Origin of the sequence: Microvirga flocculans ATCC BAA-817 (genome assembly GCF_000518665.1) — a bacterium.
GTDB classification, from domain to species: domain Bacteria; phylum Pseudomonadota; class Alphaproteobacteria; order Rhizobiales; family Beijerinckiaceae; genus Microvirga; species Microvirga flocculans.
Window position 1 is genome coordinate 1 of the sequence record NZ_JAEA01000020.1, and the last position, 13,213, is coordinate 13,213.

The 13,213-nt window shown below is 63.5% G+C and carries 15 protein-coding genes and 1 pseudogene; 5 read left to right on the top strand and 11 right to left on the bottom strand.

The genetic code is table 11. The annotated features are described in order from the left end of the window. A pseudogene (locus tag L879_RS23900) lies at positions 1–322 on the top strand (hypothetical protein); the annotation flags it as partial. A gap of 220 nt (positions 323–542) precedes the next feature. Here L879_RS23900 and L879_RS0117485 read toward each other — a convergent pair. Then, positions 543–1,382: a cell envelope integrity EipB family protein gene (locus L879_RS0117485; RefSeq protein WP_027317238.1), complete on the bottom strand. Its 840-nt coding sequence runs from the start codon at positions 1,380–1,382 to the stop codon at positions 543–545. Between the two features lie 124 nt (positions 1,383–1,506). Between L879_RS0117485 and L879_RS0117490 the strand changes: the two genes are divergently transcribed. From L879_RS0117490 to L879_RS0117500, 3 genes are read left to right on the top strand one after another with little or no spacing between them, the layout of a single operon-like run. Continuing rightward, a complete protein-coding gene (locus L879_RS0117490; protein WP_027317239.1) occupies positions 1,507–1,977 on the top strand; it encodes a RidA family protein in 471 nt (156 codons plus the stop codon). Continuing rightward, positions 1,974–2,726: a glycerophosphodiester phosphodiesterase family protein gene (locus tag L879_RS0117495; protein ID WP_027317240.1), complete on the top strand. Its 753-nt coding sequence runs from the start codon at positions 1,974–1,976 to the stop codon at positions 2,724–2,726. The genes L879_RS0117490 and L879_RS0117495 overlap by 4 nt, the downstream gene beginning before the upstream one ends. A 42-nt stretch (positions 2,727–2,768) precedes the next feature. After that, a complete protein-coding gene (locus tag L879_RS0117500) occupies positions 2,769–3,968 on the top strand; it encodes a GNAT family N-acetyltransferase (RefSeq protein WP_027317241.1) in 1,200 nt (399 codons plus the stop codon). On the opposite strand, the gene L879_RS0117505 is transcribed toward L879_RS0117500, so the two are convergent. From L879_RS0117505 to L879_RS0117525, 5 genes are all read right to left on the bottom strand, one after another. Further along, on the bottom strand, positions 3,965–4,537 hold the full coding sequence (locus tag L879_RS0117505; protein WP_027317242.1) for an NADPH-dependent FMN reductase: 573 nt from the start codon (positions 4,535–4,537) through the stop codon (positions 3,965–3,967). The genes L879_RS0117500 and L879_RS0117505 overlap by 4 nt on opposite strands. A gap of 235 nt (positions 4,538–4,772) precedes the next feature. Continuing rightward, entirely contained in the window at positions 4,773–5,024 is a 252-nt protein-coding gene (locus tag L879_RS0117510) for a hypothetical protein (RefSeq protein ID WP_027317243.1), read from the bottom strand. Further along, positions 5,021–7,489 carry an ATP-dependent Clp protease ATP-binding subunit ClpA gene (gene clpA / locus L879_RS0117515; protein ID WP_027317244.1) on the bottom strand — a complete coding sequence of 823 codons (2,469 nt, stop codon included), beginning with the start codon at positions 7,487–7,489 and terminating at the stop codon, positions 5,021–5,023. Before clpA ends, L879_RS0117510 begins: the two co-directional genes overlap by 4 nt. A 29-nt stretch (positions 7,490–7,518) precedes the next feature. Then, complete coding sequence (gene clpS, locus L879_RS0117520) at positions 7,519–7,911, bottom strand: ATP-dependent Clp protease adapter ClpS (RefSeq protein ID WP_051435408.1); 393 nt, start codon at positions 7,909–7,911, stop codon at positions 7,519–7,521. A gap of 275 nt (positions 7,912–8,186) precedes the next feature. After that, positions 8,187–8,519: a phasin family protein gene (locus tag L879_RS0117525; protein WP_027317246.1), complete on the bottom strand. Its 333-nt coding sequence runs from the start codon at positions 8,517–8,519 to the stop codon at positions 8,187–8,189. Between the two features lie 253 nt (positions 8,520–8,772). Between L879_RS0117525 and L879_RS0117530 the strand changes: the two genes are divergently transcribed. After that, on the top strand, positions 8,773–10,347 hold the full coding sequence (locus L879_RS0117530; protein ID WP_027317247.1) for a D-alanyl-D-alanine carboxypeptidase: 1,575 nt from the start codon (positions 8,773–8,775) through the stop codon (positions 10,345–10,347). A 79-nt stretch (positions 10,348–10,426) separates the two neighbouring features. On the opposite strand, the gene L879_RS0117535 is transcribed toward L879_RS0117530, so the two are convergent. From L879_RS0117535 to L879_RS0117555, 5 genes are all read right to left on the bottom strand, one after another. Next, positions 10,427–11,137 carry a DnaJ domain-containing protein gene (locus tag L879_RS0117535; protein WP_027317248.1) on the bottom strand — a complete coding sequence of 237 codons (711 nt, stop codon included), beginning with the start codon at positions 11,135–11,137 and terminating at the stop codon, positions 10,427–10,429. Between the two features lie 79 nt (positions 11,138–11,216). Beyond that, complete coding sequence (locus L879_RS0117540) at positions 11,217–11,924, bottom strand: glutathione S-transferase family protein (protein WP_027317249.1); 708 nt, start codon at positions 11,922–11,924, stop codon at positions 11,217–11,219. 84 nt (positions 11,925–12,008) lie between these two features. After that, entirely contained in the window at positions 12,009–12,377 is a 369-nt protein-coding gene (locus L879_RS0117545; RefSeq protein ID WP_027317250.1) for a hypothetical protein, read from the bottom strand. Positions 12,378–12,456: 79 nt separating this feature from the next. Continuing rightward, the gene (locus L879_RS22155; protein WP_035460070.1) at positions 12,457–12,717 is read right to left on the bottom strand and encodes a hypothetical protein; all 261 of its coding nucleotides are present in this window, start codon (positions 12,715–12,717) and stop codon (positions 12,457–12,459) included. A gap of 22 nt (positions 12,718–12,739) precedes the next feature. Then, positions 12,740–13,177, bottom strand: a complete 438-nt coding sequence (locus L879_RS0117555) for a DUF1489 family protein (protein ID WP_027317251.1) — start codon at positions 13,175–13,177, stop codon at positions 12,740–12,742. Positions 13,178–13,213: the final 36 nt, after the last annotated feature.

Consider the following 13,213-nt stretch of genomic DNA (forward strand, 5'->3'; position numbering starts at 1 on the left):
CCAGGTCGACACGCTCACCGACTTCTCGGCGGCGGAAGGCGACCGGATCGAGCTCGAGACGCACCTGTTCCGGGCCTTCCCGGACGTGGTGCTGTACGAGACCGATGCGGGGCTGACCTACCTCAACAGCGTGCTCAAGGCGGCGCAGTTCACGATCGGGGCGGCGGCGACGACCACGGCGCAGCGGATCGTCTACAACAGCGCGACCGGGGCGCTGTTCTACGACGCCGACGGCAGCGGCGGCCAGGCCCAGGTGCAGTTCGCCCAGCTCAAGGCGGGCCTCGCCCTCTCCGCCGCCAATTTCGGCCTCTATACCCTCTGACATCCGCCCGAGCGGCGCCAAACCCGAACGCCATCGCAAAAAGCCGGCCCCACACAAGGGCCGGCTTTCTCGCGTGGAGATGGCCGTAAAACGCCCTCCCCGCTTGAACGGTCAACCGCTAGAACCTTTTGCATCTTCGTGGAATCGCGAGCCTCTGCACAAACCCTTGCTGGCCGCCATCTCGGACGGAAAAACGGTTCCCACTTTTCCTGAAATGGCTCTAACGCTGGCAGGGGCTCGGCGGCTGGATGTCGAGGCTCTTCAGTTCTCCCTTGAGCACGAAGTCCCCGTAATCGAGCTTCAGGTTGCGACTGATGCCGTTCTCGTAAAGCTCGAAGGAAATCGTGTAGACGGGTGTCCGGTCCGCCTTGCCGTCCTCGAAGTAGCTGATCGTGATAGGCCAGCGGGCCAGGGCCGCCAGGCTGTCCTTGCGGGCCGCCTCTTCGAGCGAGGCCTGGGCCGCGCCCGGCTCGATCCTGCGACCGATGAGACCCAGGGTGTCGTAAACCTTGTCGCCCTTGTTGGAGCCGTCATAGACCCGCACCGACAGGGTCGTTTCTCCTCGCCGCCCGGCCTCGATCAGGCGCTTGAGATGCTCGGTGGGAAACACGGTCTCGCCGGTGGACTGGAAGGCGGTTCTCTTCGGCTGCTTCAGGTCGACATTGAGCGTGCCCTGGGGCGTGAGCCTCGCATCCCCGTCGACCTCGCCGTCCTTGATCATGCCCTGGCGAAGCGACGTGGATTTGAAGTGCATGGAACGGCCGTCGCCCGTCTCGTAGGTCGCCGTCTGGACATCCATGGTGTTGGCGCCCGTCTCGGGGCTGCTGAGGATGGTGACCTGACGGTATTTCAGGGTGTAACCGTCGCAGGCATCGCCGCCGAACTCCATGGCGATGCGCCCCTTGGCGCTATCGACCGCGTTGGATCCGCCCGAACGGAGAAGGGAGAGATCGTAAACGGCGCGGTGGGCGGCGAGCTGGACCGGAGACTTTGGGCTCTCCGCGAAGGCCGACGCCAGGAAAAACAGGGACAGCCCGGAGGCCACAACGAACAAACGCATAACTTCTCCCAATCCAATGCTGCGAAGATAGGTCCGTCCTGAGGACAGGGCAATGTTCCCGCTTGCGTCCTTACGGCTCATCCGCCACTACTCCGGGCGGATGATGTCACGCATCGAGGCTTCCATGAGCGCAATCGACAAGAAACTTCAGGATCTCGGGATTACCCTGCCGACGCCGGCCGCACCGGTGGCGAATTACGTTCCGTTCGTCCGGACCGGCAACCTCGTTATTATCTCCGGGCAGCTCTGCCTCGGCCTCGACGGCAAACTGGCCGATGCCCACAAAGGCAAGCTCGGCGCGGAGATTTCTCCCGAGATCGGCCAGGAGGCCGCGCGCCTGTGCGCCATCAACCTGCTGGCCCAGCTCAAGGCCGCCGTCGGCGATCTCGACAAGGTCACCCGCTGCGTGCGCCTGGGCGGGTTCATCAACGCGGTGCCGACCTTCGCCGCCCTGGCCCCGGTCATGAACGGCGCGTCCGACCTGATGGTCGAGGTGCTCGGCGATGCGGGCCGCCATGCCCGCTCCACCATCGGCGTCGCGGAGCTGCCGCTCGATGCCTGCGTCGAAGTCGAAGGAATGTTCGAAGTCAAATGAGCACCCCGAGCTGGCTCGTCGCGAAGCCCATCGCCCATCGCGGCCTTCACAACAAAGCGGAAGGCATCATCGAGAACACGATCTCGGCCGCGGAAGCTGCCATTGCGCGCGGCTTCCCCATCGAGCTCGACGTTCAGCTGACCGGCGACAACGAAGCCGTCGTCTTCCATGATTTCGAGCTCGACCGCCTCACCGGCGAGACCGGGCTCGTCGGCGAGCGCAAGCTGGCGGACCTGACCCGCATCGACATCGCCGGAACGATGGGCGGAGACCGGATTCCCTCGTTCAAGGATTACCTTGCCAAGATCGCCGGGCGCACGCCGCTGGTGATCGAGGTCAAGAGCAAGTTCAACGGCGACATGCGCCTGACGCAGCGGGTCATCGAGATCCTGAAGGATTACAGCGGCCCCTTCGTGGTGAAGTCCTTCGATCCGGACATCGTGGCCCACCTGCGCCAGCATGCGCCGAACATCACGCGCGGCTTCATCGGCGAGCTGGACTACGCCTCGAAGTCCGACAGCTTCCTGACGCCGGAGCAGAAGCACCGGTTCGCGAACCTCCTGCATTTCGAGGAGACGCAGCCGCACTTCCTGTCCTGGCGCGTCAAGGACCTGCCCTGCGCTTCGACCTATCTCAGCAGGCTCCTTGGCCACTTGCCTGTCATGACCTGGACCGTGCGCAACCCGGAAGATCGCGCCCGCGCCGAGAAGCATGCGGACCAGATGGTGTTCGAAGGCTTCATTCCCTGACGGTTGAAAGGGCCCCGCCGAGTGTTTAGCTCTTAAGGCCGAATGGCGGGGTCCTTCCACTCAGTGAGCTTCCAAGTCAAAATCGCCCAAGGCCTCAAGGCGGTGCCGGCCGCCGGTTGGGATGCCTGCGCCGTCGCCGCCGGATCGGGCGATGACGACCCTTTCAATCCTTTCGTCTCCCATGCCTTCCTCTCCGCCCTGGAGGATTCCGGCTGCGTCGCCCCCGAGACAGGTTGGATGCCCGTGCATGCGCTCGTCGAGGACAGGACCGGCAGGCTCGTGGGCGCAGCGCCCTGCTATCTCAAGTCCCATTCCATGGGCGAGTACGTGTTCGACCATTCCTGGGCCGACGCCTATACGCGGGCGGGCGGGCGTTATTACCCCAAGCTTCAGGTCGCGGTGCCGTTCACGCCCGTCACGGGCCCTCGCCTTCTCGTTCCGAACGGACCGCAAGCTGCGGGCATCCGCTCGCACCTGATCTCCGGTCTGCGGGCCTTACGGGATCAGGCGGGCGCCTCCTCGATCCACGCCACGTTCCTGCAGCGGACCGATCTCGAAGCCTTCACCGGCCAAGGCTTCCTGCAGCGGGACGACCAGCAGTTTCACTGGTTCAACGAAGGGTACGGTAGCTTCGAGGATTTTCTGGAGGCCCTCGCCTCCCGCAAACGCAAGGCGATCCGGCGCGAGCGGCGCGACGCGCTCGCCGACGGCATCGCCATCGAATGGGTGACGGGCGGCGACATCACCGAGGCCCATTGGGATGCGTTCTTCGCCTTCTACATGGATACGGGCTCCCGCAAGTGGGGGCGGCCCTATCTCAACCGCCAGTTCTTCTCGCTGATCGGCGAGCGCATGGCGGAGCGAATCCTGCTCGTCATGGCCAAGCGCGAGGGCCGTTACATCGCGGGCGCGATCAACTTCATCGGCGAGCGGCGGCTTTACGGGCGCAACTGGGGCTGCATCGAGGAGCATCCCTTCCTGCATTTCGAGGTCTGCTATTACCAGGCCATCGAATTCGCCATCGCGCGTGGCCTCGACCGGGTCGAAGCGGGCGCGCAGGGAGAGCACAAGCTGGCACGGGGCTACAGGCCCGTGATCACGTCATCGGCCCACGATCTCGCCGATCCGTCCCTGCGCCGTGCCGTGCAAGCCTATCTCGAACAGGAACGCCTCTATGTGGCGGAGGCGAATGACGAGCTGACGGAGGCCGCTCCCTTCAGGCGCAACCGGGACAAGGATTAAGACCCCTCGCCTTTCCGCGCGGCGCCGGCATAGGCAACGAAACCTTCGAGATAAGCCCGGAGCTGCTCCTCGATCTTCTGATCCGCCAGCGTGCCGTCCTGATTGAAGACCGCCGAGGCCCGCGACACCATCAGGCGGCCGGAGCTCCAGAAATCGGCTCTCAGGGTGCGCAGGACAGGAAGCCACGCATTCTGCGACAGGATCGTGCCGAAGCCGCCCGGCGATGCGCCGATCACGGCCACGGGCTTGGCCCAGAAAACCCGCTTGATGTCCGTGTCCGGCCGGGAGAGCCAGTCGATGGCGTTCTTGAACACGCCGGGAATCGAGTTGTTGTATTCCGGCGTCACGAGGAGAAGCCCGTCCGCCCCCGCGATCGCATCCTTGAGTTCCGTGACGCGTTGAGGAATTCCCTCGGCCGCTTCGAGATCTGCGTCGTAGAGGGGGATGCCATGAATGGTCTCGACGACGAGCTCCGATCCCTCCGGCATCAAGCCGGCGGCATTGCGGAGCAAGGCGGAATTGTACGAGGCTTTGCGCAGGCTTCCCGACAGGCCGATCAGTTTCGTCATGGGCTCCTCACGGTGACTGAACCTGAGCCTAGAGCATCGTGCGGAAAAGTGGATCCAGTTTTCCGCCCTCAACGATGCTCTCACTCAAGAAGAAAGCATCGGATCGATCCCAAAAGTGCAAGTCCACTTTTGGGTCCGATGCTTTAATTTTCCGGGACACCAAGTCAAAGCGAAAAGAAAAGCCGCATCGGAGAACCCGATACGGCTTTGATGAACCGGCCTGCCGGAGCGGCCGTCAAAGAGTGGCGATGATGGCCTCGATGCCTTCCATGATCGCCTGCGGCGACGTGCCGAGGGCGTTCAGGCCCACATCCAGGAGCCAGTAGCAGCCGAACAGAATGACGGGCACGAGGATCCAGCCGAGGATTTCCTCGAACCAGATGCGACGCCGGCGGCGCTGGTAGCGCTTCTCGCGCCAGGACAGTTTCGCCGGAGCCTGCTGGTGATGGGAGGCCGGAAGCGGACCCTCGTGAATGTCGGTCGTCATGCTTTAACCAATGGAACTTTCGGTACGGTGCGGACACCTCCGCCCCCATTACCATCGGATCCTTTGGGTTTCACCGACTTTTTCGCCTTCGACGCCTGGGACTTAGGCTTGGCCTTGGGCTTCTTCCGGGCCGCGTTGGTCACGTCCTTCTCGGGCTTCGGCTTTACCGGGCCTTCGATGTACTCGAAGCCAAGGCTTTGCAGGCCGAGTTCGTCGGTCTTGACGATGACCTTGACGGCCCCGCCGTCCTTGAGGCGACCGAAGAGAACCTCGTCCGCCAGAGGCGTCTTGATCGTCGCCTGGATCAGGCGGCCCATCGGGCGGGCCCCCATGGCCTCGTCGTAGCCGTGCTCCACCAGCCAGTCGCGGGCCTCGTCCGTGAGCTCGATCGAGACGTTGCGCTCGGAAAGTTGCGCATCAAGCTGCATGACGAACTTGTCGACCACCTTCTGCACGACTTCCTTGGGTAGGTGCCCGAAGGAAATCACGGCATCGAGACGGTTGCGGAACTCCGGCGTGAACAGCCGGTTGATCGCTTCCGTATCGTCACCCTCGCGCTTGGTGCGGGTGAAGCCGTAAGCTTGGCGGGCCATGTCGGCGGCGCCCGCATTCGTGGTCATGATGATGATCACGTTGCGGAAATCGACCTGCTTGCCGTTGTGATCGGTCAGCTTCCCGTGATCCATGACTTGGAGCAGGATGTTGAACAGATCCGGATGCGCCTTCTCGATCTCATCGAGGAGAAGGACGCAATGGGGATGCTGGTCGATCCCATCGGTCAGGAGACCGCCCTGGTCGAAGCCCACATAGCCGGGAGGCGCGCCGATGAGGCGGCTGACCGTGTGCCGCTCCATGTATTCCGACATGTCGAAGCGCAGGAGTTCGACGCCAAGGGAGGCGGCCAGCTGCTTGGCGACCTCGGTCTTGCCGACGCCTGTGGGGCCGGCGAAGAGATAGGAGCCGATGGGCTTTTCCGGGTCGCGCAGGCCCGCGCGGGCCAGCTTGATCGCCGAGGACAGCGCCTCGATGGCCTTGTCCTGCCCGTAGACGACGCGCTTCAGGGTGTCCTGAAGGTGCGCCAATACCTCCGCGTCGTCCTTCGACACGGTCTTGGGCGGGATGCGGGCCATGGTGGCGATGGTCGCCTCGATCTCCTTGATGCCGATGGTCTTCTTGCGACGGCCTTCGGGCAGGAGCATCTGCGACGCGCCGGTCTCGTCGATCACGTCGATCGCCTTGTCCGGCAGCTTCCGGTCGTTGATGTAGCGAGCCGAGAGCTCCACGGCCGCCTTCACGGCCTCGTTGGTGTACTTGAGCTTGTGGAACTCCTCGAAATACGGCTTCAGCCCCTTCACGATCTCGATGGCGTCCGGAACGGAGGGCTCGTTGACGTCGATCTTCTGGAAGCGGCGCACGAGGGCCCGGTCCTTCTCGAAATACTGGCGGTATTCCTTGTAGGTCGTGGAGCCGATGCAGCGCAGGGAGCCCTGAGCGAGGGCAGGCTTGAGGAGGTTGGAGGCATCCATCGCGCCGCCCGAAGTGGCGCCGGCGCCGATCACCGTATGGATCTCGTCGATGAACATGATGGCGTTCGGATGCGCCTCGATCTCCTTCATCACCTGCTTCAGGCGCTCTTCGAAATCGCCGCGATAGCGGGTGCCTGCGAGAAGCGTGCCCATGTCGAGCGCGAAGACGGTGGCGCCCTTCAGAACCTCCGGAACCTCGCCCTGCACGATCTTGCGGGCGAGACCTTCGGCGATGGCGGTCTTGCCGACTCCGGGATCGCCGACGAGCAGCGGGTTGTTCTTCTGGCGGCGGCAGAGAACCTGGATGGTGCGCTGGACCTCGGCCTCGCGGCCAATCAGCGGGTCGATCCGGCCTTCCTTCGCCTTCTTGTTGAGGTTGACGCAGTAAGCATCGAGCGCATCGCCCTTTTTCTTGCCACGCGCGTCGCCCTCTTCCTGGGTCGGGCGCTCGGTCGATTCCTCCTCGCTGCCGCGGGGAGCGCGGCTCTCGGTGAGGCCCGGCCGCTTGGCGATGCCATGGCTGATGTAGTTGACCGCGTCGTAACGGGTCATGTCCTGCTCCTGCAGGAAGTAGGCGGCATGGCTTTCCCGTTCGGCGAAGATCGCGACGAGCACGTTGGCGCCCGTCACCTCGTCCCGGCCGGAAGACTGGACATGGATCACCGTGCGCTGGATCACGCGCTGGAACCCGGCGGTGGGTTTGGAATCCTGGCGTCCGTCGGCCACGAGATTGGCGAGTTCGCTGTCCACGTAATCCACCAGGTTCCGGCGGAGGACATCGAGATCGACATTGCAGGCGCGCATGACGGCGGCCGCGTCCTGGTCGTCGATCAGGGCCAGGAGCAGGTGTTCGAGGGTGGCGTATTCATGGCGTCGCTCGCCGGCGAGAGCGAGGGCTCGATGAAGGGCTTGTTCAAGACTGCGAGAAAAGCTCGGCAACGGCTTGTCCTTTATGAGACGGGGCTCAGCTAATTCTTTTCCATGACGCATTGCAGAGGGTGCTGGTGCTTGCGGGCGAAATCCATCACCTGTGTCACCTTCGTCTCAGCAACTTCGTACGTAAAAACTCCACATTCCCCGACGCCATTCTGGTGAACGTGCAACATGATGCGAGTCGCGTCTTCGCGGTTCTTGTTGAAGAAGCGCTCCAGTACGTGCACCACGAACTCCATCGGGGTGTAATCATCGTTCAAGAGGAGAACGCGGTAAAGGTTGGGCCGTTTCGTGCGCGGTTTGGTTTTCGTGATGATGGCCGTGCCGGAACGGCCGCCATCGTCGCCTTCAGGAGGCTGTGACCCGCCGGCAGCGTAAATGGGAAACTGTTCCGGCAGGGACAAACTACCTTGTGCTAACCGCAGCATGATCGGACGACCGCCCCTTCTTCTATCCTTGGCCCCATCCGCAACCCGGATCCGGATCCAGGCCACGACACACAGCCAAATCTATAGTCGCTCCATTCGGTTCGCTAGATCAACCAGATGGGTGGTCGCAGCCGGGAAGAAAAGAGCGACATCTTGATCACGCCTGCGCGAGCCTCGAAAGTGCGCAAGCCGCCCTCTCCGCGCATGGCTGCCCAACGCAAAACGCCCGGCCTGGGCCGGGCGCTTACGCAAATGAATCCGAAGAACCGCCGGTTTCAGGCCGCCGTCTTGGAGAGGAGCCCCTCGTAAGGCTTCATCGTCTCCGTGGCGAGCGCCGAATAGAGCGAGCCCATCTTGGCCGACTGGCTGACGAGGCTGTCATAGGCGCCCTTCACATAGGCCGTCTGGATCTCGACGGCCTTGTCCAGGGTGTGCGCGCCCAGAAGCTTCTCGACGGTGGACGAGGTGTTCTCAAGGGCCTTGCGGGCAAAGTCGGCCGTCTCCGCGGCGATCGCCTGGGAGTTGCTGGAAAAAGCGCCGAGCGCCTTCATGGCGGCATCCAGGTTGTCCTGACCGAACTTCTGAATCTGTGTGAAAGACTGAATCATTGCGAACCTCGGCAATAAGGCGTTGAATGGCAGATGACGCCGCTGGGGAGCAGACGATGGCTATTATGTGCAGCGCACAAATTATGTCAAGTTCTATTGTGCATCGCACAATATCCTGTCCCGCCAAATGCCCTCCGTTAACCGCCCCGTAACCGCATCCTCGTACCGTGAAAACCTGTGTTGCGCCGGCAACGGTCCGTTCAGAGAACCGGGCGCAAGAGCCTAAGAACCAAACGAAACAGGGATTTTGAGCATGAATTCGGTTTGGACGGGTCACCGAAAGGCATGGGCTCTAATCGGTATTGTTGCGTCGATTGCTTTGACGGCCGCCTCTCCCGCTGACGCCGCGCGTCGCAAACCCTCCACGGGCGGAGGCTACAGCCCCCCTAGCGCCTCCATCGTCGTCGATGCCAAGACCGGCAAGATCCTTCAGGGGGAGAACATCGACGCCCCGCGCATCCCGGCCTCCATTACGAAGGTCATGAGCCTCTACCTGCTCTTCGAGCAGCTCGAACGCGGCAAGATGAGCCTCGACACGCCCCTGACGGTTTCGGCCTATGCCTCCAGCCAGCCGCCGACCAAGCTCGGCCTGCGCCCCGGCTCGACCATCGAGGTCGAAGACGCCATCAAGGCCATGATCACCCTTTCCGCGAACGACGTTTCCGTCGTGGTGGCCGAGAACATCGCCGGTTCGGAGGACGCCTTCGCCCGGATGATGACCCGGAAGGCCAAGGAGCTCGGCATGAACTCCACCGCCTTCTACAACCCGCACGGCCTACCCCACACGCCGCCGAACATCACCACCGCCCGCGATCTGTCCGTTCTCGGCCGGGCGATCCAGGACCGCTTCCCGAAGTATTTTGCCTATTTCAAGACCAGCTCCTTCCAGTATGGCAGCCGCACCATCCGCGGCCATAACCGCCTGCTCGGCAAGGTCGAAGGCGTCGACGGCATCAAGACCGGCTACACCCGCCTGTCGGGCTTCAACCTCCTGACATCGGTGAACACGGACAGCCGAAGCATCGTAGCCGTCGTGCTGGGCGGCCGCTCCGGCTCCTCCCGCGACCAAACGATGGCCGCGCTGATCGACGATCACCTGCCCCGCGCATATGCCGGTGCCCGTATCACGCCGCCCGTCATCGAGAACGCGACTCAGCCCGCCATGGTCGCCGAGGCTCCGGCCCCGCGTCCGGTGGAGCAGGCTCCCGCCGCCGCACCCGTGAGAGTGGCCTCCGCGACGCCGCAGGCTCCCGTCGCCCAGGCGGCGACGCCTCCGGCCGCCCCCGAGCGCAAGCCGCTCGATCTGAACGCGCTGCGTCCCGTCGTCGCCTCGGCCGCCGGCGCCAGCTCCACCACCACACCCTCCTCCACCGCATCCGTGCGCTGGCAGAAGGGACCGGAGGCGCTGCCCGCCAACGCGCAGGCCTATGCCGCCCTTCCTGCCCCGATCCCGCCTGCTCAGAAGGCTGCCCTTCAGGCCAAGATCGAGGAGAAGGACGCCGCACCGGCTCAGGCACCGACGAAGACAGCCGCGTTGAAGACGGACGCCGACGAACCGAAGGAAGCCAAGCGCCCCGCTGTGACCGGCTGGATCATCCAGCTCGGCGCGACCGATGACGAGGAAAAGGCGAAGGCCATGCTCGATTCCGCCCGCAGCCGCTTCGGCAAGCTTCTGGCCAAGGCTGCACCCTTCACCGAAAAGGTGACGGTCGACGGCAGCACCTTGTATCGGGCCCGCTTCTCGGGTTTCTCGGAATCCAACGATGCGGCCAATGCCTGCAAGCAGCTCAAGAAAAGCGGCGTGAATTGTTTCGCCGCCCGCAGCTGACACTTCTTTGAAGGACAATGCGGCGGCACGTGTGTTGGTGCTGCCGCAGATCACATCAAACCGGATCGCGCGTGGAGTATCAGCGATGTCGGCTCAACAAAACTTCTCTCGCCTCGTTCACGCGAGCCGCCAGGTACGCCGTCCCTCCCTGGTCGGGATGGAGCTTCTTCATCAGGGTCCGATGCGCTTTTCGGATCTCGTCGACGCTCGCGCCCGGCTCAAGCCCCAGGATCTGATAGGCTTCATCTTTCGTCATTACACCAGAATACGCATGAGTGCGCGTCCGCGTGTCGCGATCTCCCTGAGCGTTTTCACGCCAGCCGGTAAACCGGCGATCAAGATAAGCCTCTAGAAGCGGGACGCCCTGGGGATCCTGGGCACTGCATTCATCGTACAGCCGGCTCAGGCTCTGCGGATCGAGGCTCGACAGGCGGCGCCCTGCGAAAGCCCCCACCAGGACGGTGCCTTCGACCACGCCGGTCGCGTGGTCGATCTCCATCTCGATCATGGCCGAGCGAATGCGTGAGAAACGCCCCGTCGCCTTCTGGAACCTCCGCCAGGGTCCCGGAAGGTTGAGGGCGTCCCACCCCAGCGCCCATGCGCCGAAACCGCCGAGCAGGAGCGCCATGTCGATGCGCCCCCTGACGCCGAGAAGCACCGCCGCCCCGAGCGCCGCAACCCCGGCGACGACCTTGAGGCTCTTTGCCAGCGCTTTCGTGTCCGTGCGCGTATATGCCTTGGCGAGCCACCACAGGAGGGCGACCGCCGCGATTCCATAAAGCAGCATCATCGTTCTTATCCCCACCCCAACATGTGGGCCGGGATGGGGCGGATGTAAATCGCAGGCGCGAACAACAAGCCGGCCGATCTCAGGCCGGGCGGGCGGGAATGGTCAGCCCTCGCTGGACCGCCGGGCGCGCGAGGCCCCGCTCCAGCCAGGCAGGAACCTTCTTCAGGCGGTCGAACTCGACCAGTTCGCCCGCTCCGTAGAAACCGATCAGGTTCCGAACCCAGCCGAGCATGGAAATGTCGGCAATCGTGTAGTCGTCGCCCATGATCCAGTCACGGTCGTCGAGACGGGCCTCGAGAACGCCGAGCAGGCGCTTGGATTCGTTGCGGTACCGCTCGAGCGGGCGCTTATCCTCGATCTCGCGGCCGGCAAACTTGTGGAAGAAGCCCAACTGCCCGAACATTGGGCCGATGGACGCCATCTGGAAGAACACCCACTGGATGGTCTCGTAGCGCCGCGCCGGATCGGCTGGCAGCAGCTGGCCGGTCTTCTCGGCGAGATAGAGGAGAATGGCGCCGGATTCGAACAGCACCAGCGGTTTGCCACCCGGCCCGTCGGGGTCGATGATCGCGGGGATCTTGCCGTTGGGGTTCAGGGACAGGAACTCCGGGGTCCAGGTCTCGTTCTTGCCGATATCGATGTAATGCGGCTCGTAAGGAAGCCCGGTCTCCTCCAGCATGATGGAGACCTTCACGCCGTTCGGCGTCGGCGTGGAGTAAAGCTGGATGCGGTCGGGATGCTGGGCTGGCCAGCGGCTAACAATAGGGAAAGCAGAAAGATTGGCCATGGGCACTCCATCATCGGCCTGAGTCGCGATGGGCCGATGCTAGAGCACAAGCCGACGGGCGTCCCCATCAAGATTGAGTGTCGTTCAGTGCAGTATGCGGGCCGTCCCGCGCTGGCTTTCACGCTCCCAGGCCTGGATCACGACGCCGTTGATGCCGGAATCGTGCAATCTGTCGCTGAGATCGATGAAGTGACGCTCGGTGGCCTCCACATCGATACCGATGTCGAGATCGATCAGCTCCCCTTCGGAAAGCTCCAGTTCGCAGGCCGCATAGCGCTCATAGGCCGCCGACATCTCGGCATAGGCGAAGGCAACGGGAAGGGTGCGGAAGATGGTGGAGAAGTCCTCGTCCAGCTCTCCGGTCGTCAGATCGCGCATCTGGACGAGATAGCCATCCTCGTGCTCGCAGACCTCGTAGCGCCAGTGCCGGCCTTCGGATGCAGACAGGAGCATCGGAACCTCCACTCAACTGAACTGCTGAGCCAATGCTGATCGAGGCGGCGAGGTTCCAGGACGATCCCAGCGAATAAGTCTAACGGCGGAAGCCCATTTCGGCACGCACCCGGCCGCCGATCCGCACCTGGGTTCCGTTGCCCAGGTCGATGAAACCCTGGCTGGACTTGAGGGAACCTTGCCTCTCGGCCTCTGACCGGCTGGCCGGAAGGGACTCCTGGCAACCGGGCGGAAGCTTGACCTCGTTGCCCGGCGGCAGGTCGGGAATGCGACAATCCTTCGCCAGGGCCGAGCCGCAGGCGCCGACCAGGAAGGCGGACAGTGCAATCGGGAGCCTCATCGCAACATCTCCTTCGATCGGGTCACAGCAGGCCGAGTTCGGCCAATTCCCGTCGCATGTCCTCGGGCATGCTGGCAAGGTCCCCCGACTTCAGGTCGATGTCGCGCGGGGCGTCCTTCGGGTCAAGATAGCGCCAGCCCTGGAACGGCCTGTAGGGCCTGGGTTCCACAGGCACGACCTTCGTCTCCAGCACGAGACGACAACGCCCGATGCCGTCGGCATCGGTAAAGGGGCGGATATCGAGCAGCCTCTGACGGGCCGCGACCTGCCCCTTGATGACCCAGTAGAGCGAGCCGCCTTCGAGAATCTCCTCGACTCGCTTAGGCACCATGCGGGTGGTGTGCGTCTGCTCGTACTCGCGCCCGAGACGCCGGTGAAGCGCGCGGTTCTCCTCGATCCATTCCTCGAGATCGGTGATCGAGTCGCAGCCCACGCAGAGCTTGATCAGATGAAGTGCCATGTTCGTTTCAACCATGCGCCTGCGGGATCCGGAATC